We start from the raw sequence: 23,568 nt of genomic DNA, 5'->3' as shown, positions 1-23,568 counted from the left end.
TGCGTTACAAGTTTTTATATTATTGTGGTGAGGTAATAAAGATTCATACTGGGCAATAACCCCCTGTGTCAGACCAAATAATAAAGTATCACACTGAATGAGCTGTAATGTTTTGTTTTCTAGCTCGTTTTTGCCCCAAAGCTAGTTAACGCAAATACTCTAAAGTAGGCTTTTGAGCGAATATCAGACGTTCGCTTTACTATTGTTTTTATAAAGTTTGCAAGGTAGCCTACCTTGCAAGGTCTCGCTAATTCAATATTATATACAAGGAGTTGTTGTTGAATAAAATATTTTCATTGATAACCGTATTGATACTCATGCTGAGTTGCGAACAGTCAACCGATAATCAGCTTGATGAGCGGTTACTCCCATTTAATCCCGCTCAGGTTAGTCAGTGGTCATCAGACATAGACTTTTTTTCTTCAGAATTGGAAAAAAGGCACATCAACCTTTACCACACGATTAGTGAGGAAGATTTAAAATCAGAGTTATTAAATTTAAAAACATCTTTACCAAGTATTAACAAGTACCAATTAATGACTGAAATGATGAGGATTACTCGACTGATTGGTGATGGGCATACTTTATTTAGTTATCGGGGACATGAATATTCAAGATTTCCTATTTATTTTAAGTTATTTGATGAACAGCTGAGAGTGATAAAAACTTCACCAGAACTCAGTCACCTTCTCGGGAAAAAGTTAGTGGGTATTGATGGTGTAGACATTAATGAAGCTATGAAACGAGTTAAGCCTGTTGTCCAAGCCGTAGACAATCAACATTCTCTCGAACACTATTTACCTTCAACGATTAATGTCGCTGAAGTTCTCTTTGGACTAGGTATTACAAAAGAACTCAATGTAGCGAACTTCGAATTCTCGGGAGAAACTGAAGAAAAAATATCAATAACGCTTACTTCAATCCCTCACAATAAACTAAAAAAAGCAGTAACGGAAAGTATAGTAAAACACAATTCATTGTTTGGGGAAGTATTAGAGTCTACAGATGGGCTATGGCTTTCTGCAAATGCTCATACAAAATCAGCATACATTAGGTTTGACGGATATCCTGGCATTATCAAAATGTTAATGTTTGCTGATAGTGTTGAAAAACATTTGAGCCGAAGTCAGATTACCAATTTGATAATTGACTTTAGACATAATGGCGGAGGTAACTTTTTTGAAGGACTTTTGTTAGCTCAAATGCTCGTTATAGTAGATGGACTGGATTGGAAAAATGGTATTTATGCATTAGTCGGAAAAGCGACGTTTTCTGCTGGAGTGAGTAACGCAGCTCAGTATCGGCAGATTCTTAATGCTAAGTTAGTAGGTGAACCCACTGGTGGAAATCCGTACGGGTACCAAGATGCCGATAGGTTTGTATTACCTAACTCAAATTGGCCTGTTCAATTCTCTAAACGCTTATTCAAAATGCAAGACGAACAAAGTAATGGGTTACAACCAGACATTATAATTAAAACGTCATGGCCTGATTATTCAGAAGGTAAAGATAGACAGTTTGAATGGATAATAAACGATATAAATTCAAGAACAATACATAACAAACTAACTCAGCCAACCGTTAAAGCAGCTTCTGATTAGGGCGTTACCATTGTCCGCTTTTGGCACAGAGTCGTCCTTCGGCTCTAACGCATTTTTGTCCAAAAACGAGTCAACCATCTGATATTATTTAATTTGTAGCTCATTTAAATTGGTTCATTTATAGAATCATTTAAAGTGAGCAACATAGCTTTATAAAATCACTTAATTTGAGCAACTAATTTGATAAAAGCAATTAATGCGAGCAAACCGATTTATAAATGCAAGCAACTACAGTTAATGGGTAGACTCGCTCAATACTATCATTCCTGAGTTGAATTTATCCTCGATAAACTCAAATCCAAATTCATCTTTGAGAAAAATTATCATTCCATTTTTTAACGTATTATTGCCATGGTATCCAGTTATGATCGATGTTATTTTGGGTTCATTGTTTTGTTTGTGGTAACAAAATAATAATTTTGCGAAAGCTAATGGAACACCTCGAATATGTGTACCATCGCCTGAATGTCCTTCGAAGATTTTATCCATATGCAAATCTATACAATGATTCATTAAGCCAACATTTTTTTTATATATTCCTTGTGTTATTCCTTTATCAATCATGCTTGCGAAATTATCTTTTTCAAGCGGCGTAAGTTGAGCATGTATTTGTGAAAGAGTACTCATGTTACACTTGTTTATTATTTCTTCTAAATACCATATTCCAGTGTCTAACTCCTTAGCCTTAATGCATACTTTAATAAAGGCGTTGTAAATGGCAACTTCAGGCTTGATGTCCCATTGTTTCATTAAGCTGGCTGTAGCTGTAGCTGTAGCTGTATCGCCATCGTCCAACACTAATGATTTGGCTTCGGCATAACGCCCCGCTTCAGCACAGGCCGTCAGTAAATTCAGGCAGGTGATTCGATTGGCTATTAATGGCAAATGAGGTGCCATCACGGGCTTATCACCACACACCAGTTGCCAAGCACTATCAAAGTAGCCAGTTTTAGCGCATACCGTGATAAAGGCATTGTAAATGGCAACATCAGCCTTGATGCCCCATTGTTGCATTAAGCTGGCTGTATCGCCATCGCCCAATACCAATGATTTGGCTTCTGCATAATGCCCCTCTTCAGCGCAGGCAGCCAGCAAATTCATGCAGGTGATTGAATCTGCCTTTAGTGGTAGATGAGGTGCCATCACGGGCTTATCACCACACACCAGTTGCCAAGCACTATCAAACTGACCAGTTTTAGCGCATACCGTAATAAAGGCATTGTAAATGGCAACATGGGGCTTGATGCCCCATTGTTTCATTAAACTGTCTGTAGCTGCATCGCCCAACACCAATGATTTGGCTTCGGCATAACGCCCCGTTTCAGCGCAGGCCGTTAGCAAATTCGTGCAGGTGATTGAATCTACCTTTAGTGGTAGATGAGGTGCCATCATAGGCTTGTCACCACACACCAGTTGCCAAGCGCTATCGAACTGGCCAGTTTTAGCGCATACCGTAATAAAGGCGCTGTAAATGGCAACATTAGGTTTGATGCCCCATTGTTGTATTAAGCTGGCTGTAGCTATATCGCTCAACACCAATGATTTGGCTTCGGCATAACGCCCCGTTTCAGCGCAGGCAGCCAGCAAATTCACGCAGGTGATTTGATTGGCTTTTAATGACAAATGAGGTGCCATCACGGGCTTATCACCACACACCAGTCGCCAAGCACTATCAAACTGGCCAGTTTTAGCGCATACCGTGATAAAGGCACTGTAAATGGCAACATCAGGCTTGATGTCCCATTGTTGCATTAAGCTGGCTGTAGCTGTATCTCCATCGCCCAACACCAATGATTTGGCTTCTGCATAACGCCCCGTTTCAGCGCAGGCCGTCAGCAAATTCATGCAGGTGATTGAATCTGCCTTTAGTGGTAGATGAGGTGCCATTACGGGCTTATCACCACACACCAGTTGCCAAGCACTATCAAACTGGCCTGTTTTAGCACATACCGTGATAAAGGCGCTGTAAATAGCAACATTAGGCTTGATGTCCCAAAGCTGCATTAAGCTGTCTGTAGCTGTAACTGTATCGCCATCGCCCAACACTAATGATTTGGCTTCTGTATAACGCCCCGCTTCAGCGCAGGCCGTCAGCAAATTCATACAGGTGATTTGATTGGCTTTTAATGGCAAATGAGGTGCCATCACGGGCTTATCACCACACAGCAGTTGCCAAGCACTATCAAACTGGCTAGTTTTAGCGCATACCGTGATAAAAGCACTGTAAATGGCAACATTAGGCTTGATGTCCCATCGCTGCATTAAACTGGCTGTATCACCATCGCCCAACACCAATAATTTGGCTTCTGCATAACGCCCCGCTTCAGCGCAGGCCGTCAGCAAATTCATGCAGGTGATTTGATTGGCTTTTAATGGCAAATGAGGTGCCATCACGGGCTTATCACCACGCACCAGTCGCCAAGCACTATCAAACTGGTCAGTTTTAGCACACACCGTGATAAAAGCATTGTAAATGGCAACATTAGGCTTAATGCCCCATTGTTGCATTAAGCTGGCTGTAGCTGTAGCTGTATCGCCATCGGCCAACACCAATGATTTGGCTTCGGCATAACGCCCCGCTTTGGCGCAAGCTGCCAACAAATTCATGCAGGTGATTTGATTAGCTTTTAATGGCAAATGAGGTGCCATCAAGGGGTTATCACCACACACCAGTTTCCAAGCACTATCAAACTGGCCAGTTTTAGCGCATACCGTGATAAAAGCACTGTAAATGGCAGCATTAGGCTTGATGTTCCATTGCTGCATTAAGCTGGCTGTAGTTGTATCACCCAATACCAATGATTTGGCTTCTGCATAACGCCCCGCTTCAGCGCAGGCCGTCAGCAAATTCATGCAGGTGATTTGATTGGCTTTTAAAGGCAAACGGGGTGCCATCACGGGCTTATCACCACATACCAGTTGCCAAGCACTCTCAAACTGGCCAGTTTTAGCGCATACCGTGATAAAGGCATTGTAAATGGCAACATTGGGCTTGATGTCCCATTGCTGCATTAAGCTGGCTGTAACTGTAGTTGTATCGCCCAATACCAATGATTTGGCTTCTGCATAACGCCCCGCTTCAGCGCAGGCCGTCAGCAAATTCGTGCAGGTGATTTGATTGGCTTTTAATGGCAAATAAGGTGCCATCACGGGCTTATCACCACACACCAGTTGCCAAGCACTATTAAACTGGCCCGTTTTAGCACATACCATGATAAAGGCGCTGTAAACGGCAACATTAGGCTTGATGCCCCATTGTTGCATTAAGCTGGCTGTAGCTGTATCGCCATCGCCCAACACCAATGATGTGGCTTCTGTATAACGCCCCGATTCAGCGCAGGCAGCCAGCAAATTCATGCAGGTGATTGAATCTGCCTTTAGTGGTAGATGAGGTGCCATCACGGGCTTATCACCACACACCAGTTGCCAAGCACTATCAAACTGACCAGCTTTAGCGCAAACCTTGATAAAGGCGCTGTATACGGCAACATCAGGCCTGATGCCCCATTGTTGCATTAAGCTGGCTGTATCTGTATCGCCATCGCCCAACACCAATGATTTGGCTTCTGCATAATGCTTCGTTTCAGCGCAGGTTGTCAGCAAATTCATGCAGGTGATTTGATTGGCTTTTAATGGCAAATGAGGTGCCATCACGGGCTTATCACCACACACCAGTCGCCAAGCACTATCAAACTGGCCTGTTTTAGCGCATACCGTGATAAAGGCATTGTAGATGGCAACATCAAGCTCAACGCCCCATTGTTGTATTAAGCTGGCTTCAGCTGCATTGCTTAGCACCAATTTTTTGGCATCTGAAAAATTTAAATTTAACTTAATTAATTTCAGTAATAGTGTGCATGTTTTCGATTCATAGGACGATTTAAATCGTGTTATGTCACTAAAAATGCCGTCGAAATTAGATGAATGGCTGTCAGAAAACTCGGACGCTTTGTGTAACAGTTTATGGATTAACCTTATGTCCCATGATGTTTCCATGACCTGTTTGTCGCTTTTTAGGCTGTGAATGATTTCAATAAGCTGCGAAAGTTTAGTGCAACCACCAATTAATGCATTTAACTTAATACCCAGTTGATTTTTGCTTTTCTGTTTAAGTATCCAAGAGTGAATAAGTGCACTGGTCTGAGTAAAAAAGGAGTCAGGAGAGGAAGGTGGTTGCTGTATTTGCCTGGTATATCGAGTGCTCGATTTGGGAGTAATAGAATCGAGCTCAGTTACAAAACGTTGGCGAACATTACTTGGCTTCTTACAATAATGAGTCTCTCGTGTGCGAGAGTTAGAGCGAGTCGACGATGACTTATTGTTGAAAAAATCATACAGCTTTTGTCTATCGGTTTTGTTTAATCTTTGATAACCCTGTTGTAAGTTTTCATCACCATCAAACCTTGAAACCTCAAAGTTAAGATAGGATAGAGCTTCGCTAGGGTATTCTTGGAGGCTTTTGAGCATGAATCTATATATTGATCCATGCTCAGCAGAAGTGCGCACTGTCGCCATCACATTACTCAATAAGTGAGTGAATTAACAAGCAAGAAATAACGCACTGAAAAGATAAATTCAAAAATATTCAGCTTTAAGGCATTCTATAAATGTATAACAGAAAATTATCCACCGCACAGGGGAGCCGTTTCATAGCTCATAGTTGTATCTCAGACTCAAAAAAATAATTAAATTGAGCGTAAATTGGTTTTGCTCCTCCCTTGCCAACTTGGTCGGCTAGCGTATTTCTGTCCAAAAACGAGTCAACCATATGATATTATTTAATTTGTATCTCATTTAAATTGGTTCATTTATAGAATCATTTAAAGTGAGCAACATAGCTTTATTAAATTACTTAATCTGAGCAACTAATTTGATAAAAGCGATTATTGTGAGCAAGCTCGTTTTTATAAAGTCATTTATTGTGAGCAGAAAATGACGGATAAATGCGAGCAAACCGATTTATAAATGCAAGCAACTACAGTTAATGGGCAGACTTGCTCAATACTATCATTCCTGAGTTGAATTCATCCTCGATAAACTCAAGTCCAAATTCATCTTTGAGAAAACTTATCATTCCATTTTTTAACGTATTATTGCCATGGTATCCAGTTATGATCGATGTTATGTTGGGTTCATTGTTTTGTTTGTGGTAACAAAATAATAGTTTTGCGAAAGCTAATGGAACACCTCGAATATGTGTACCATCACCTGAATCTCCTTCGAAGATTTTATCCATATGCAAATCGATACAATGATTGATTAAGCCAACATTTTTTTTATATATTCCTTCTGTTATCCCTTTATCAATCATGCTTGCGAAATTATCTTTTTCAAGCGGCGCAAATTGAGCATGTATTTGTGAAAAAGTACTCATGTTACATTTGTTCATTATTTTTTCTAAATACCCTATTCCAGTGTCTAATTCCTTTGCTTCAATACATACTTTAATAAAGGCATTGTAAATGGCAACATCAGGCTTGATGCCCCATTGTTGCATTAAGCTGACTGTCGCTGTTGCTGTATCGCCATCACCCAACACCAATGATTTAGCTTCTGTAAAACGCTCCATTTCAGCGCAGGCAGCCAGCAAACTCAGACAGGTGATTGAATCTGCCTTTAGTGGTAGATGAGGTGCCATCACGGGTTTATCACCACACACTAGTAGTCCATTCATATGAATTCTACAGTTAAAGCTGTTCTGGTAAACCATAGTCATAGGAGAGCTAAGAATCATATATCGATATTTATTGTTTTAAACTCTTACTTAACTTTTGTTCACAATCAATTGACAAATAAGTGATATCTGAACAAAACACCTCCTCCCACCCCTTGGCAAGTCAGTAGGATTCTAGCTTTTCATGCTTTGATTAACGAATGTGTAACTGGATTTCGTTAATCAGTGAACTTCTGTTAAAAGGCTCACTTTACTCTGGGAGTACGGGGTAAAGTTTCTTTAATTTTATACGTGCCTCCTCAGTCGTGAACTGCCAGTTCATCTTAGCCTTGGACTCATTACGCTCGGTAACCCAGGCTTCGACTTCAGTATTTAGTGTTTCCTGATCGGGTATTCTTCGGTTTAAGCATTGCCTGCTCAAGATACTTAATTCAATTTCAGCCATATCCAACCAACTTCCGTGCTTTGGCGTGTAATGAAATTCTATTTTATTGATCAACCTACGAGCTTCTTCTGGTTCGAAGGCCTTATAAAATGAAGCCGGTGTATGAGTATTCAAGTTATCCTCAACTAATACAATTGTCTCAGCGTCCTTATAACGCCCGTCTACTAAGGCTTTTACTTGATGAGCCCAATCAATGGCCGTTCTGTGTTCAGTGACTTCAACATGTCGCCAGCCCGCTAAAGGCTCAAATATCATGAACAGGTTGCTGACACCGTTACGCTCATACTCTGTATCGTATCGCTCTGGATAACCTGAAACTAAGGGTAACGGATTGCGAACTTCTTTAACTTGTTGTTTGCTGGTTTCATCAAGGCATACTAAAGGACGCTTAGGATTGTAAGGAAGTTTATAGAGTTCTAATATATCTTCCATAGCACTCACGAAGGCAGCGTTTTCCTCTTTAGGTATACACCACTCTTCTTTAAGCCATGGTTTAAGTTCATTTTTTTTAACGCATAATGAACAGAAGTTCTTGATATGTTATCGATATATTTGAGTTCAATCATCTTGTCTCTAAGAAGATTTAATGTCCAACGGCAACGTCCTTCAGGAGGCGTAGAGCAGGCCAGTGCAATTAGGTGTGCTTCGGCTTCGCTATCCATTATGCGTCTGCGGCCTTGATGGCTGTGTTTGCTATTCACAGCGACTTCTAATCCTTCTTCGACAAAACGCTTTCTAAGGCTCGTTACTGCAAGTGGTGAGATGTTTAGTGCTTTAGCAATCTGTTGATTGGTCAGTGGCGAATTATTCTCATCAATAGCAAGTAAAATTTGGGCGTGTCGTTTCTTATGTTGAGCAACACGTGGTTTCTTCTGCTTTATCAAAGCCTCAAGCATTGAACGTTCTTCATTACTCAAACGAACGTGGTATTTAACCCTCATAATAACTCCAGTGTTTCTTGTGTTCAGGAGTTGTTAGGATATAACCATTCGGTCATTATTTGTTCTTGAATGGACTACTAGTTGCCAAGCACTATCAAACTGCCCCGTTTTAGCGCATACCGTGATAAAGGCGCTATAAATTGCAACATCAGGCTTGATGTCCCATTGCTGCATTAAGCTAGCTGTAGCTGTAGCTGTATCGCCATCGTCATCGCCCAACACCAATGATTTGGCTTCTGCATAACGCCCCGTTTCAGCGCAGGCCGTCAGCAAATTCATGCAGGTGATTAGATTGGCTTTTAGTGGTAGATGAGGTGCCATCACGAGCTTATCACCACATACCAGTCGCCAAGCACTATCAAACTGGCCTGTTTTAGCGCATACCGTGATAAAGGCATTGTAAATGGCAACATTAGGCTCAACGCCCCATTGTCGCATTAAGCTGGCTGTATCGCTATCACCCAACACCAATGATTTGGCTTCGGCATAACGCCCCGCTTCAGCGCAGGCAGCCAGCAAATTCATGCAGGTGATTTGATTGGCTTTTAATGGCAAATGAGGTGCCATCACGGGCTTGTCACCACACACCAGTTGCCAAGCACTATCAAACTGGCCAGTTTTAGCGCATACCGTGATAAAGGCACTGTAAATGGCAACATTAGGCTTGATGTCCCACTGCTGCATTAAGCTGGCAGTATCTGTATCGCCCAACACCAATGATTTGGCTTCTGCGTAATGCCCCGTTTCAGCGCAGGCTGTCAGCAAATTCATGCAAGTGATTGAATCTGCCTTTAGTGGTAGATGAGGTGCTATCACGGGCTTATCACCACACACCAGTTGCCAAGCGCTATCAAACAGGCCTGTTTTAGCGCATACCGTGATAAAGGCACTGTAAATGGCAACATCAGGCTTGATACCCCATTGTTGTATTAAGCTGGCTGTAGCTGTATCGCCATCGCCCAACACCAATGATTTGGCTTCTGCATGACGGCTCGTTTCAGCGCAGACCATTAGCAAATTCATGCAGGTGATTGAATCTACCTTTAATGGTAGATGAGGTGCCATCACGGGCTTATTACCACACACCAGTTGCCAAGCACTATCAAATTGGCTCGTTTTAGCGCATACCGTGATAAAGGCATTGTAAATGGAAACATTAGGCTTGATGCCCCATTGTTGCATTAAGCTAGCTGTATCTGTGTCGCTATCGTCTAACACCAATGATTTGGCTTCTGCATAACGCCCCGTTTCAACGCAGGCCGTCAGCAAATTTATGCAAGTGATTTGATTGGGGTTTAATGACAAGTGAGGTGCCATCATGGGCTTATCACCATACACCAGTTGCCAAGCACTATCAAACTGGCAAGTTTTAGCGCATACCGTGATAAAGGCATTGTAAATGGCAACATTAGGCTTGATGTCCCACTGCTGCATTAAGCTGGCTGCAGCGCCATCGCCCAACACCAATGACTTGGCTTCTGTAAAACGCTCAATTTCAGCGCAAGCCGTCAGCAAATTAATGCAGGTGATTTGATTAGCCTTTAATGACAAATGAGGTGCCATCACGGGCTTATCACCACACACCAGTTGCCAAGCACTATCAAAATGGCCAGTTTTAGCGCATACCGTGATAAAAGCACTGTAAATGGCAACATCAGGCTTGATGCACCACTGATGCATTAAGCTGGCTACTGCTGCATTGCCTAGTACCAATCTTTTGGCATCTGAAAAATTTAAATTTAACTTAATTAGTTTCAGTAATAGCGTGCATGTTTTCTCGTCATAGGACGATTTTAATCGTATTATGTCACTAAAAATGCCGTCGAAATTAGATGAACGACTGTCAGAAAACTCGGCCGCTTTGTGTAAAAGTTTATGGATTAACCTTATGTCCCATGATGTTTCCATGACCCGTTTGTCGTTTTTTAGGCTGTGAATGATTTCAATAAGCTGCGAAAGTTTAGCGCAACTACCAATTAATGCATTTAAATCAATACCCAGTTGATTTTTGCTTTTCTGTTTAAGTTTCCAAGAGTGAATAAGCGCACTGGTCTGAGTAAAAAAGGAATTAGGGGAGGAAGGTGATTGCTGTATTTGCTTGGGATACTGAGTGCTCGATTTTGGAGTAATGGAGCGGTGCTCGGTTGCAAAACGTCGGTAAGCATTACTTGGCTTCTTACAATAATGAGCCTCTCGTGTGCGAGAGTTAGAGCGAGTCGACGATGGTTCCTTGTTGAAAAAATCATACAACTTTTGTCTATCGGTTTTGCTTAATAATTGATAACACTGTTGTAAGTTTTCATCACCATCAAACCTTGAAACCTCAAAGTTCAGATAGGATATGGCTTCGCTTGGGTATTCTTGGAGACTTTTAAGCATGAATCTATATATTGATTCATGCTCAGCAGAAGTGCGCACTGTCGCCATCACATTACTCAATAAGTGAGTGAATTAACAAGCTAAGAAATAACGCACTGAAAAGATAAATACAAAATTATTCAGCTTTAAGGCATTCTATAAATGTATAACAGAAATTTATCCACCGCACAGGGGAGCCGTTTGGTAGCTCATAGTTGCACCTCAGACTTAAACAAAAGATAATGAAATTGAGCGTAAATTGGTTTTGTCCCTCCCTTGCCAACTTGGTCGGCTGGCGCATTTTTGCCCCTTTTCGTGCTGGCAACGCCCATCCATAGCAATACTATTTCTAATGTTTACTTGTTAAAAATCATGTTTTTGGGCTCGACTATTTTATGACATAGCAGCCCTAATTATTAACTTTTATAGCGGTTCGTGCTATAAATTTGCTTCAAGTGCTGATGTAGTGAAAATCACCATTTGTTAACTGACTTAAACCAGCCATTTTTCGTCATGATAATATGTTCTTTTGTGATGTTAGCGATGATTTAACTCGAAGTTACTTTCTGGTTATGCGTCCAGGCGTTATGGTATATGGTCGTAATTATGACTTGTGAGGTGGCTCGCCAGTCTGTTTACACAAAAACTACAATTAAGTTATGATTTTAAAATATCAATGAGCTAGATCATGATTAAAAAAGCTATACATCAAGGATAATTAGTCGCATGTCAATGAATGGAAACTACCTTCCAGTAACAGAAGAAGATCTAAACAAGCTTTTGGATGACCCTGACCTATTATCTGATTTTTTATACGAAGAAAAAGAAGAAGAAATAATAGAAATAGATAAAGCTTGGCATGCAATTCATTACACTCTGAATGAAAGGAAATGGGAAGGTATAGAGCCTTTGTTTAATGTTGTGCTGGGCGGGGAGCAAATTAGTGAAGAAGATATAGGCTATGGCCCTGCTCGTTCACTTTTACCTAAACAAGTCAGTGAAGTTTCAAATGCTCTTACAAAAATTGAGGAAAAAGATTTTAGAGCTAAATTCAATAGTGAAGAGTTAATTAAACATGATATTTACCCTCAACTTTGGGATGATAATATAGAAACTTTGGATTACGTTTCTACTTTTTATAATGATGTTAGAAGCGCATTTATAAAGGCATCCGATCAGAAAATGGCAATGATACTGTTTTTAAATTGACTTGAAAACGGTCAGTTACCATAACCACCTATGTTTGCAAGCTCTTAATCTACATCAGAGCAATCTAGTAGCATTGATGTAGATTGGTTACAAGGCTATTAGCTCTACCTTTAACTGAACTAAAATTGATAGCCTAAGTTAACATCGGCGGTGAACTTACTTTCAACTTTCCCATAACTGCCGAAAACACCACCTTCATCTTCACGTCTTACACCTATACCTAAACCGAAAACGAATCCAGATTTATTAACACCTTGAGAATAATAGTTGTATGTTGCTAATCCAAATCCCTTTTCACTTGTAAGCACTTCAGAGCCCAGAGCAATACCAATAGAATGCTTTTTTTCTCCATCAAGTAGTAATTGATAACCTGCTGCACCACCAACTAATCCAGCTGATATAAAATAAATGTTGTTATTGTTTATTGAACTAAATTTATACCCAAATACTCCACCATACTGATATCCGATCCCAATAGTATTTTTTGTTTCAGCCAAACTAGGGAACGAACTAACTAATAGCAAACTCATAAGTATCGTTTTTTTCATTATTATCATCCTGATTATTTTTATAGAAAAGCTCAAAAAGATAATAAAATTAAAAATTGAAAATTAATAGAGTTTTCTAACTTCATATGTTAATTCAGGTTTTATTTACCATAACCACCTTTTGTGCGCACTTCGAGCGTTGTAAGCTCTAAGTTGTATTTTTAGGGCTAGTAGTGGCTTTCAGCAATTTGATATTTATAATTTGATTTTAGAGATACTTTTTCTAATGCAATCTGTTGATTATGAACTGAAACCGAAACACGGAATTGTCCAAACCCTTGCTAGCTTGAACAGCTGGCTAACTTCTGCCCCGAAACGTTTCAATCTTTATTGTTTTATTGCGTACTTTATCGGCATTAAATTTAACGCGCGTAGCGAAAATCTCGGGGGCTTGCCCCCGTGCTGGATAGTGTAGACTGGGCGAAGCTCGGTCTATATTATCTTGTATATGGAACTTCAAAGAAATTCACATCACGTATACCGATTAATGTATCACTTTGTATGGATACCAAAATATCGGCGCAAAGTATTTATAGAGCCTTATCGTGAAGGCTTAAAATCAATTATTTATAAAATTGGTTACGACTACTATGACATTGATATAGTTGAACTAGAAATTCCAGTTGATCATATCCACATGGTCATTAGAGGTCAGCCGAAGATATCGCCAAGCGATGTCATGCAAATAATCAAAAGTATTTCAGCGAGAGAATTCTTCAAGCGTTACCCAGATATAAAAAGGCGTTACTTTTGGGGAGGTAAGCTTTGGATACAAAGTTATGTTGTCGAAACTATAGGAAACGCTACTGAAGAGGTCATACGAAAGTATGTTCAGGATCAATTGTCGGAATTAGATAAAAAAGAGAAAAGTGCGGATCAACTTGGGCTTTTCTAAAACTCGGTTGCTTGCGGCCGAGTTTTTTATAAAAATTTTAATTTTTATTGTGTCCGATGTCCTTATCGGCATGGCATGAATGCGATTTTGATCGATAAAAGTTTCAAACTTTAATGTCTGGTGACACCTAGTACCTCGACACAAAAGTTATGATTGATTGAGACTTGCATAGGCTTTCGTGAATTTTTCACGTGCGCCGTCGACATTAAACATCCAATTTATGCTTGCCTGTGCATCGTTTCTTCGTTTCTCCCAAGCCGCAAGTTCTTTGTGCAGTATTTCCCAACTTTCTATGCGACGGTCTAAGCATTGTTGGTTCATATTACCGATTTCTATTTCAACCATGTTTAACCAACTGGCATGCTTAGGCGTGAAATGAAATTCAAGTTTGTTCAAAATCCTCAGCGCCTCTTCTGGCTTAAATGCCTTGTATAACGAGCCTGCCGTATGTGTCGTGTAATTATCCATGACCACATGGATTTTACGTGCATCCGGATAGTGTTCATCTACAAGTTCTTTCATGCACTGAGCGAAATCGACTGCTGTTTTACTCTGTGTTGCCTTGGCTTTCCTCCAGCCTCGATGCCGGTCAAAAAACATGAAAATATTAGCCACGCTAATTCGCTTATATTCATAATCGATTCTGGCTGGTTGCCCTGATTTGACTGGGGATGGTGGTGCAATATCTGAAACCAATTGCTTCATCGCTTCGTCAAAATTAACAATTGGCTCAGCTGAATTTTCAGGGCGTGCATAAACATCTAAAATATGTTCCATTTGTGCAATATAATTTGCATTCATATTGCCAACACACCACATTTTTTTCTGCCATGGCTTCAAGTCATTTTCTTTAAAACGTCTTCGTACGGTTTCTGTCGAAACTGCATCGAGTTCAGTTAAGGCTACAAGTTTTTCTGTGATTAAACTCAGTGTCCATCGACAAAGTTCTTCTGGTGGTTTGCTACAGGCTAAGGCAATAAGCAAGGCTTCTTGCTTACCATCTAAACAACGAGGCATACCGCTTCGGGCTCCTTCATTCAGAGCCGCTTCAAGACCTTCCTCAACAAACTGTTTCTTTGTTCTATAAATGGTTGCTGTACCAACATTAAGCGCTGAAGATATTTCTTTATCTTGACTCATTCTATTGTTCGACATGAGCAAGATGTTGGCTCGTTTCAATTTTCTAGCAGATGTTTTCCCCTTTGCTATCAAGTCGACTAGGGACGATTCCTCTTCGTTTGAAAGCTCTACTAAATATTTGATGTTCATGGCATTATGGAAGTAGTTAACAATTACCATAATTGATCACAAAATGAGAAATATGTCGATCCCAGCGTCAGAGAAAGTACCATTTACAGAGAAACAAGGTCAGTATTTAGCGTTCATAAAAATGTACATAAAGGTAAATAAAATCCCGCCTGCACACACGGATTTTCAAGAGTATTTTGACGTTACCCCACCGACCGTTAATCAAATGATAAAGACACTGGAAAATAAAGGGTTAATTAGAAAGAAACCTAAAACGCCACGCAATATTTCAGTGCTTGCTCCAGATGAATTAATACCAGCTTTAAAGTGAGTTCAATCGATCATCTTCACTGTGTTTGGGTACTAGGTAGATATACCTAGGCAATCAAGAAGAAACTCCTTCATTTAAATATCATGAAAGAAATACAAAATATGCATTATGCCACAAGGTTGTTTTTTAAGAAAACGGCAGTATCGATTATTTATTAGAATTTATAGAACTTAGAAATCGGACCCAAATGACTTTATGCTCGAATTTAAAACTAGGTTAATCAACCATGTTTAGCTGTTTTAGATAACGTTTTTATCGGTTCATAACTTTAAGTATACCCAATAAATATTCTGGACTAAGGGGGGAAGTGTGCAAGAGAACTTTACTTTAATTAAAAATCAAGCCTTATTAAAATTAACACCTTATTTCGATAATATGGCCCGTGATATTTATTACCCTGGAGATCGATTTAAAGCGATTAGTCGATTCACTGTCATTGATGACAAGGTGACGATATTGCCACATCAAGGCTATATTCAAACGCAGTACTTCAATTCGGTGGCAGGGAATATAGTGCGTGATTACCCACCCATTAATGAATGTCTAACATCTCACTCAGCCTGTTCGGATTTACTAAAGTTAGCTGCCGGTATAACTCACTCTCCGTCGAGTGCTGTTTACACCCTTCACCAACATAGAGCCCTCACAATGAAAGGACAAGAATCGATTACTGTACCTGAGGGGAAACATCAAGATGGTTATGAATATGTGCTGCTTTGCTGTATTGCCCGACATAACATTGTTGGGGGTATAACGAGTTTGTATGTAGGCAAACAGGATGATTCAAAACAAGTTTTTAAAAAAATATTACTGGAAGGTGAAATTGTGTTAGTAAAAGACAATGTGCTTTATCACTACACAACGCCTGTCATGCACCTCAATGACGAACTAGGTTACAGAGATATCTTAGTTGTTACTATTAGTCAGAAAGGACTGACTGATGTTCCGGTTAGCTAGTCCTAATACGGTAGGTACTATATTATGAATAAAAATGCTGAAGTTTACATAAATGTAAATAAGAAAGAACTGCGCGATTTTTCTCATCATTTTAGTCGTTATGGCGTTGTTAAAGTTACGGAATTAATTTCTGAGTCATTGTGTAGTCTAGTTCTCAATGAAGCCAAAGAGTTATTGAGTAATTTTGCTGAACGACGGGATTTACACTTGGCAACAACCGATTTTAGTCCACGTTCAATGTCTGTAGTCACCAGTGAAAACATTGCTAATCATGGCGATCGTATTCCCTTTCTGTATTTCAATGATGCGCTTCGACCTATGCTTGAGGATATCGCGGGAGAAACCTTGTGTCATTGTCCGAAAAAAGATGAAGAGTTTTTGATTTCTCGGCATGAAAAGGCTGGTGACACCCATGGTTGGCATTGGGGCGATTTTCGGTATGCACTTATTTGGGTGTTACAAGCACCGGCAATTGAAGTTGGAGGGTTGTTGCAGTGTGTGCCGCACACGAGCTGGAATAAGCAAAAGCCACGAATTTTTAACTACCTCTGTGAGAACCCTATTAATACCTATTATTTTGGCTCAGGAGATGTGTACTTTCTGAAAGCAGATAGTACCTTACACCGCACCATTCCATTACAACAGGATATGACCCGCATAATGCTTAATATGACATGGGCGAGTAATGCTGACTTAACAAAAGACATAGAAGGTGATGATCGTTGGTGGGACGACGAAAGTGTCAATGCGGCAATTCAAAAATAAGGGCTGAATCGTCATAAACGAGTTTTTGTGTTGTGGCGTTGCAGCCCCTTTTACTGGACTTAAATGGGTATTTTATGAATGATATATTAAAAAAATTTGACAAAGCTGGAATAGGAATTCGACAACGTAAAGAGATTGCACTGAGTACCAAAAGTTATTTGGATAATATTCTTGCCCAAATAGCCAAAAACAGAGCAGTTGAACATCCTTTTCTTAACCATTACCGCACCCATATGCTGACAAAATCGCAAGAGAGGAGACTGTATTGTGAATGCTTTTATTTCTTCCGTTATTTACCTTTCTATATTGCGGGCATGGCAAACAACACTACCGATGAGCGAATATTACGAGAGATTTCATTTAACGTTACAGACGAAGTGGGTCGTGATCCAACTCACTCCACACTGTATAGACAATTTATGGAAGACATTGATATTAGTTATGAAAACATTGAAAACTATAAGCCCCTAGATGTCACGCTCAGACTTAATCAAGGTATTCGTAAACTCTACACGGACTCACCGATTATTTGCAGTTTAGGGGCACTCTATGCTGACGAAACCATGTCAACTATAATGGTCGGCAAGCTCAATGACGGTTTAATTAATCAGGGTTATGATGAATCGGTTCGGCATTTTTGGCAGTTGCATATTAATCTTGAAGTAGGTCATAGCAATAGCATATTCAATGCCGTTGCACCATATGTTGATTCGGATGAATACAAGTATCGACAAGAGTTTGAATTAGGTGTGTATGAATTTCTTCAACTAGTTGAAGATTTTTGGGATGGAGTGGGAGAGTTAATTGCTAAGACCTAATAAAGAGCTGTGGAAGAATCAATAAAGATATACTCGATATGTGAATTTTAATTATTCCATAAGGGACGTGGCGGAAGAATGTATACCAATTTTATCGTCACTACTGCGAACGCAGGAGTCCAGAGTCTTTGGTTAATTTGGGCACAAGTCGCTGGATACCTGCGTTCGCAGGTATGACAAATTAAGCGTTGAAATTTAAAGTGGTATTATTTGAACTGCGACATCCCTAATGCTTTCATATAGCATAATTTCTATACTAACAAGGGGGCAGGTTAGAGTAATTTTGACTGTTCCACTCGACCTTCCTCTTAAATGCTCCCGATGATTTTAGAGAACCTGATGGTAAAAATTTAATGCGAAAAATAACGTCTCATTATTTAGGTGTTCATACTGACTGCAAGATAAAAATAATTAGTCATATTATTGGTCATAATTCAATTGCTCTTAAGCAGGTTTTTTCGGCAAAAGGCTCACACTCTGACGGCTCAGAATTTAGTTATAGGAAAAAAGTGCTGGATGTTATTGAGTTAGAAAATGGTCAAGTCTCTGCCATTCGTAGGTACGGTAAATAATTGACATAGCAAGTATCAATAACCCTTAACTCAAACTTGTTGTAACTTATTGTGCACACTTCTGTTGCAAGTTCTAAGTTATATTTTTAGGGCTAGTCGTTGCTTTCAGCAATTTGATGTTCACAATTTGGTTTTAGAGATACTTTTTCTAATGTAATCTGTTGATATTGTTTTGAAACCGAAACTCGTTTATGTCCATAAACGTGTTTCGTTCGGTATGATACTGTATTATCTCGTTTTTCTTGTCAAAATACCTTTATGAGCTAATTAGTATGAAACTTTATTACCCAACTACTATTATCCCAATAATATTACAAATTTGCGCCTTGTACTGAAAGCCTTTCGTTCTTGCTGAGCGATCACCGATCATTATGAATGCGGATTAGTATAATATGACCAATTTCACGTACTGATATCTACATTCAAGTTAATTTACCTTAATCACCTTAAGAAACACACTATGAATAACAAAATAATTATTGATACAGATCCAGGTATAGATGATGCCCTAGCATTAGCTTGTGCCTTTAATGCCCCAGAGATTGATGTAATTGCACTAACCACTATATTCGGTAATGCTTCAGTTCAACAAACCACTGAAAATGCATTGCGAATATTAGAAATTTTTGAGCAAGATATTCCTGTTTATTCTGGAGCACACAGACCATTAACGATGCAAGCAAAGGAATATCCTGCTTTTGTCCATGGAGAAAATGGATTAGGAAACATTCCTCAACCTAAAGCCAAAAAGCAAGCCGAGGCAATAAGTGCCGCTCAGTTTATTGTCAATACAACAAACCAATTTCCAAATGAAATCACTATTATTGCACTAGGCCCTCTCACTAATTTAGCATTAGCACTCGCTTTAGATGCTTCTATTGCTCAAAAAATTAAGCGTGTCATAACAATGGGAGGAAACTTGCATGTTGCAGGTAATGTTAGTGCAGCAGCTGAAGCAAACGTCTATTGTGATCCTCATGCTGCAGATCAGGTTTATACCGCTGGCTGGCCCGTAAGTGTTGTAGGTTTAGATGTCACTCACCAAATCAGAGTTAAAAACAGCTTTTTTGAAAAACTCGAACAAAAACTCCCCGAAAAGGGGAAATTTTTAAATGTCATCACCCAATTCTATATGAATTTTTATCAAGATTCATACATTATGGAGGGATGCCATGTCCATGATTCATCAGCAATTGCCTGTGCCATTCATCCAGAGTGGTTTGTAATGGAAAGCGGCCAAGTTAGGGTGATTTGTGAAGGGGAATGTATGGGAAAACTTATGCTTCATCACGATACTGGTTATACCCATAGAGTGAACCCTTGGCAGAACAAACCTATTATTGATGTTGCAGTGAATGTTAATGTCAAGGCAGTCAAAAATTGGCTAGAAGATTTGTTTTAACACGTTCAATGAAAGCGCAACAAAGCCTTGTAAAATAGCTTTGTTGCACTTAACACTTAAGCTCTATTAGGTTTATCTGATGATTCATCGTCAGGCATAGTGAGATCAATATCTTCAGCTTGTAGTGTATGATCAGTTTCGTCTTCTCTCACTGCTTCATCAATAATATTCTGCTGAGCGACTTTCATTGCTTTTATCATTACTTGGCGCTTCCTCCAATAAATAAAGCCTCCAAGGCTTGCAATGAGTAAAAACAGGTTAATGCTAATTGTCCATGCTACGATTTTTTTCTGAGCTAATTCCTCATCCAAAATAGCTTTTTTTGCTGCTTGTATGGCAAGTTCAGCTTCTGTTGGCCCCTTTATTTCAGGCTCTTTCAAATGAAATGAAGTTTCAGGAAGTGAAAGAATAATCTCACGGCCTTCAGCAGTCGTCGTTACCGCTTGTCCTTTTAATAAATAGTTACCAAAGCTGTTAACTTTTGGTAAAGAAATATCCATTTCTGAGATAAAAATGTCGTTTAAATATATTTTGTCCTTAAAGCCATTAGGGCCAAACAACTCATATTCAATATGCGTGTCCTCCAATTTAACACGTTCAGGATCCGTAAATATTTCAAGACGATAATTACCAGTTTTAATGTCGAAAGGAGGAACTAAATTGATTTTTATTGGGTTCTCAGTTAAATGAATTGGTGTTGATACAGTCCTTTCAAATACTTCATTTTTAGCCTTTACAGAGAAAATGTATTCTCCAGCATCCACATCAAGATTAAAATTGCTTGTAAATACACCATCATCTGGGTATTCATCGAGTAGTTTTCCATCATCTTTATAAGTACCAATATGGCGAACTGTACTTCTTGATGTAGGGGTTGTTGAAGTATCAACACGCTTTAATCGAGCCGTCCAATCCACAAGATAATCGAGCCCTGGTAACCGCATTATGTTGCCATCTGAATTAAAATGAGCGGTAACCTTTAATTTTTCACCTTGAAAAATAGGCTGTGGAAACGGTGCGAGCTCAATATTTAGGCTACTCACCTTATTAATATTTGAGCCCTCAACAACTCGCCCTAATAATTGCCATGGTCCAGGAACAGGATTTGGAATATAAATGATATCTCCAGTCATACCATCAACCCACTTTACATCTTCCGGATGACGCGACGAATACCACTTAGTACCATCAGGAAGCACAACAATGACAGGCGGAGAACCGTACTCTCTTTGTACAAATAAGGTTATGTGAGAAACCATATGATCGATTCGAAAACGGTTCTTGAGTTCACCTGCAAATTTAAAAGACTGTACATCAGCATTGGTGCTTAATGAGAGCATTAACACTAAAGATAAGATGATCGATTTTACGCAATTTTTCATCATGAAAAAATTAAGCTCTCCAAATGCAATTTCCAGATTTAGCAACTAAGTCAAGTCGTTGCTCATGGTCACTTATTTCATCGGCTGTTGCAGCGACCACTTTAAGTTTTTCTCTGTTTTCTGGCAGCCTTTGTATACTACCTGTCTGTTGCCCTGCTTTATCACTATTGAGATTGAATTTAGTCTGCCCTCCGGTCATCAGCAAATACACATCGGCAAGAATTTCGGCATCAAGCAGTGCGCCGTGTAATTCACGACGAGAATTATCTATACCGTAACGCTTACATAGGGCATCAAGGTTATTCTTTTGTCCGGGGTGTAAAAACTTAGCAATCGAGAGCGAATCAACAACCGAACAAATATCTGCAGTTATAGGTCCACTAGGTTTCAGCATTGAAAACTCATGATCCATAAATGAAATATCGAAGCTGGCATTATGTGCGACAATTTCAGCTCCTTTTATGAATTCTAAAAACTGAGGAGCAATCTCATGAAACCTTGGTTTATCGGCTACAAACTCATTAGTAATACCGTGAACACCAATTGCTTCTTCGTCAATCAGTTGATCAGGTCTGATATATTCATGAAAATGTCGACCTGTTAATCGTCGGTTAACAACTTCAACACACCCTACTTCAATGATTCGATGCCCAATATAAACACCGCCACCACTTTGGTTCATACCTGTAGTTTCTGTATCTAAAATAATCTGACGTTTGGCTGAAGAAACAATATTCATAGGCTTTAAACTACTATCTTTGTATACTCGTTAACAATTATTGACTATGGTAACAACTTGATGTCCGAACTCAAACTCATTAATATATTTACTGATGGATCTTGCCTTGGAAACCCTGGACCCGGTGGCTACGGTATCGTGATGAATTATAAATCTCACCGAAAAGAAATGCAGGGAGGATTTGCACGCACCACTAATAATCGTATGGAGCTCTTAGCACCAATATTAGCACTTGAGGAACTAAAAGAACCATGCAATGTTGTACTCACAAGTGACAGCCAGTATATGCGCCAAGGGATCACAAAGTGGATACATGGTTGGAAAAAAAATAACTGGAAAACTTCATCGAAAGCGCCAGTTAAAAATGTCGACTTATGGAAGCGCTTGGACGAAGCACAAAAAATCCACACCATAGATTGGAAATGGGTTAAAGGTCACGCAGGTCATGCTGAGAATGAACGATGTGATGACTTAGCAAGAGAAGCCGCTGAAGCAAACCCTACAGCAATCGATGCTGCTTATGAAGCAAGTGTTTAAGCTCTATTAATACCAATTACTGTAATTAATGATATAATATGCATAACCCTAAATAAATCGGTTGAATGAACAATTTAACCTTAAGCTATTGATATTAAATACAAAATCAAACAAGCCGAATTCACCCATCAGATGAGTACTGAACATTCATATACTTGCTATCAGTAATTTTCTCTGCGTATATGAATGCTCCCAACCGATCTATTTAGGATAACAGAATTCTCTCAATGAGTCGTTGAAAAAATTCAATCACTTTCTTTTGAATTAAACTCAGAGATTCTTCCGGCTGTTGGTGCTGTCGACCAATTCCTTGCTCGTTTTCTTTTCCAAGCTCTTGATGGCGTTAACGGGCATTCAATTTTTTTGGCATTAATGACATAAAAAGAACCTGAAAAAGGCAGTAATGACTCCATCCAGCTTTGCCAAAGGCTGTTCTCACAATACCTGCCTATCAACGGATGATAAACGAGTCGTTTTTCCTCAAGCACTTGATACCCTAAAACTTCAAGCCAATCTTTCACTCTATGCGCTGAAAAAAACTGTCCACTCCAAGGGAATTTTTGTTTTTTATTTGGAAGCATTTTCCCTAAAACCATTGAACTGAGTGGATTGCAACCAACAATCACAAGGTGCCCTCCAGAAATAAGCACTCTATTTATCTCGCGCAGTATACGAAAAGGATTTCGTTCAAACTCCAAAAGAAGAACTGAAATAACACAATCAATAGATTTTTTTTCGAATGGCAAATGTGTAAAATCAGCAATAATATTCGAAGGTTCAACTTCTTTGACACTAAATTGATGAATGATTGGTGAGTCCGAAGTATCAAAATCCGCTGCAAGGGTACCGAGTTTTGCTAAATGATAGCCAAACATGCTGGGCATCATTTTCGATATTGATTCATTCAATGCGTTTTTAACATCATCACCATTTGGTATTGCTGACCAAGATTTTGGTTTATGTTTCATGAATACTACCCAGATACCTATCCCTTTGTCATTAGTAGATTAGCACCTTCGCTCTTAGCATACAAAGGCCACGACTTGATTTCGATTTATAAGGTTTCCAATGAGATAGTAAGGTATTCTAATAGACAATTATTATCTCTCCTTTTGCTTCAAAAATAAATATCTGGTATTTCGACTG

The 23,568-nt window shown here is 39.4% G+C and carries 19 protein-coding genes; 10 read left to right on the top strand and 9 right to left on the bottom strand.

The window, feature by feature from the left end; translation table 11 throughout:
* Window positions 1-278 precede the first annotated feature (278 nt).
* Window positions 279-1,601, top strand: coding sequence for a S41 family peptidase (locus E2I05_RS09440; RefSeq protein ID WP_121855121.1), 1,323 nt, complete (start codon window positions 279-281; stop codon window positions 1,599-1,601).
* Between the two features lie 234 nt (window positions 1,602-1,835).
* Here E2I05_RS09440 and E2I05_RS09435 read toward each other — a convergent pair whose 3' ends face one another.
* The 4 genes from E2I05_RS09435 to E2I05_RS09420 all read right to left on the bottom strand — a co-directional run bounded on the left by E2I05_RS09435 (window position 1,836) and on the right by E2I05_RS09420 (window position 11,088).
* Window positions 1,836-6,116: a pentatricopeptide repeat-containing protein gene (locus E2I05_RS09435; RefSeq protein WP_121855120.1), complete on the bottom strand. Its 4,281-nt coding sequence runs from the start codon at window positions 6,114-6,116 to the stop codon at window positions 1,836-1,838.
* Window positions 6,117-6,582: 466 nt separating this feature from the next.
* A complete protein-coding gene (locus E2I05_RS09430) occupies window positions 6,583-7,275 on the bottom strand; it encodes a pentatricopeptide repeat-containing protein (protein WP_133309590.1) in 693 nt (230 codons plus the stop codon).
* 250 nt (window positions 7,276-7,525) lie between these two features.
* A protein-coding gene (locus tag E2I05_RS09425; protein WP_133309589.1) for an IS630 family transposase occupies window positions 7,526-8,661 on the bottom strand; the annotation gives its coding sequence in 2 pieces (ribosomal slippage) (window positions 7,526-8,238 and window positions 8,238-8,661; 1,137 coding nt in all).
* Between the two features lie 33 nt (window positions 8,662-8,694).
* Window positions 8,695-11,088 carry a pentatricopeptide repeat-containing protein gene (locus tag E2I05_RS09420; protein ID WP_133309588.1) on the bottom strand — a complete coding sequence of 798 codons (2,394 nt, stop codon included), beginning with the start codon at window positions 11,086-11,088 and terminating at the stop codon, window positions 8,695-8,697.
* A gap of 657 nt (window positions 11,089-11,745) precedes the next feature.
* Between E2I05_RS09420 and E2I05_RS09415 the strand changes: the two genes are divergently transcribed.
* A complete protein-coding gene (locus E2I05_RS09415) occupies window positions 11,746-12,228 on the top strand; it encodes a YfbM family protein (protein ID WP_133309587.1) in 483 nt (160 codons plus the stop codon).
* A 119-nt stretch (window positions 12,229-12,347) separates the two neighbouring features.
* Here E2I05_RS09415 and E2I05_RS09410 read toward each other — a convergent pair whose 3' ends face one another.
* Entirely contained in the window at window positions 12,348-12,776 is a 429-nt protein-coding gene (locus tag E2I05_RS09410; RefSeq protein WP_121853189.1) for a hypothetical protein, read from the bottom strand.
* A 448-nt stretch (window positions 12,777-13,224) separates the two neighbouring features.
* Between E2I05_RS09410 and tnpA the strand changes: the two genes are divergently transcribed.
* Window positions 13,225-13,671, top strand: a complete 447-nt coding sequence (tnpA, locus tag E2I05_RS09405) for an IS200/IS605 family transposase (RefSeq protein WP_121853912.1) — start codon at window positions 13,225-13,227, stop codon at window positions 13,669-13,671.
* Window positions 13,672-13,818: 147 nt separating this feature from the next.
* Here tnpA and E2I05_RS09400 read toward each other — a convergent pair whose 3' ends face one another.
* Window positions 13,819-14,940 (bottom strand): IS630 family transposase, encoded by a 1,122-nt coding sequence (locus tag E2I05_RS09400; RefSeq protein ID WP_121853913.1) that lies wholly within the window; start codon window positions 14,938-14,940, stop codon window positions 13,819-13,821.
* A 52-nt stretch (window positions 14,941-14,992) separates the two neighbouring features.
* Here E2I05_RS09400 and E2I05_RS09395 point away from each other — a divergent pair, with 52 nt between their 5' ends.
* The 6 genes from E2I05_RS09395 (at window position 14,993) to E2I05_RS09370 (ending at window position 19,764) form a co-directional block, all read left to right on the top strand.
* Window positions 14,993-15,250 carry a LexA family protein gene (locus tag E2I05_RS09395; protein WP_121853911.1) on the top strand — a complete coding sequence of 86 codons (258 nt, stop codon included), beginning with the start codon at window positions 14,993-14,995 and terminating at the stop codon, window positions 15,248-15,250.
* A gap of 309 nt (window positions 15,251-15,559) precedes the next feature.
* Window positions 15,560-16,207 carry a 2OG-Fe dioxygenase family protein gene (locus E2I05_RS09390; protein WP_121853910.1) on the top strand — a complete coding sequence of 216 codons (648 nt, stop codon included), beginning with the start codon at window positions 15,560-15,562 and terminating at the stop codon, window positions 16,205-16,207.
* A 24-nt stretch (window positions 16,208-16,231) separates the two neighbouring features.
* Window positions 16,232-16,972, top strand: a complete 741-nt coding sequence (locus tag E2I05_RS09385; protein WP_121853909.1) for a HalD/BesD family halogenase — start codon at window positions 16,232-16,234, stop codon at window positions 16,970-16,972.
* A gap of 74 nt (window positions 16,973-17,046) precedes the next feature.
* Window positions 17,047-17,790, top strand: a complete 744-nt coding sequence (locus tag E2I05_RS09380) for an iron-containing redox enzyme family protein (RefSeq protein WP_121853908.1) — start codon at window positions 17,047-17,049, stop codon at window positions 17,788-17,790.
* Window positions 17,791-18,143: 353 nt separating this feature from the next.
* Complete coding sequence (locus tag E2I05_RS09375; RefSeq protein ID WP_179952740.1) at window positions 18,144-18,362, top strand: hypothetical protein; 219 nt, start codon at window positions 18,144-18,146, stop codon at window positions 18,360-18,362.
* A gap of 460 nt (window positions 18,363-18,822) precedes the next feature.
* Window positions 18,823-19,764, top strand: coding sequence for a nucleoside hydrolase (locus E2I05_RS09370; RefSeq protein ID WP_121853907.1), 942 nt, complete (start codon window positions 18,823-18,825; stop codon window positions 19,762-19,764).
* Window positions 19,765-19,820: 56 nt separating this feature from the next.
* Here the strand turns inward: E2I05_RS09370 and E2I05_RS09365 are convergent, their stop codons facing one another.
* Window positions 19,821-21,149, bottom strand: a complete 1,329-nt coding sequence (locus E2I05_RS09365) for a TIGR03503 family protein (RefSeq protein WP_121853906.1) — start codon at window positions 21,147-21,149, stop codon at window positions 19,821-19,823.
* A gap of 7 nt (window positions 21,150-21,156) precedes the next feature.
* Window positions 21,157-21,885 carry a DNA polymerase III subunit epsilon gene (gene dnaQ / locus E2I05_RS09360; protein WP_121853905.1) on the bottom strand — a complete coding sequence of 243 codons (729 nt, stop codon included), beginning with the start codon at window positions 21,883-21,885 and terminating at the stop codon, window positions 21,157-21,159.
* Between the two features lie 60 nt (window positions 21,886-21,945).
* On the opposite strand from dnaQ, the gene rnhA reads away from it, so the two are divergent.
* Entirely contained in the window at window positions 21,946-22,422 is a 477-nt protein-coding gene (gene rnhA, locus E2I05_RS09355) for a ribonuclease HI (protein WP_121853904.1), read from the top strand.
* A 245-nt stretch (window positions 22,423-22,667) separates the two neighbouring features.
* On the opposite strand, the gene E2I05_RS09350 is transcribed toward rnhA, so the two are convergent.
* Window positions 22,668-23,390: a class I SAM-dependent methyltransferase gene (locus E2I05_RS09350; protein ID WP_121853903.1), complete on the bottom strand. Its 723-nt coding sequence runs from the start codon at window positions 23,388-23,390 to the stop codon at window positions 22,668-22,670.
* Window positions 23,391-23,568: the final 178 nt, after the last annotated feature.

Source organism: Parashewanella spongiae, assembly GCF_004358345.1.
In the GTDB taxonomy this organism is placed as follows: domain Bacteria; phylum Pseudomonadota; class Gammaproteobacteria; order Enterobacterales; family Shewanellaceae; genus Parashewanella; species Parashewanella spongiae.
Note: the sequence above shows the minus strand (reverse complement) of the source record. Positions and strands in the feature narration are given on the sequence as shown.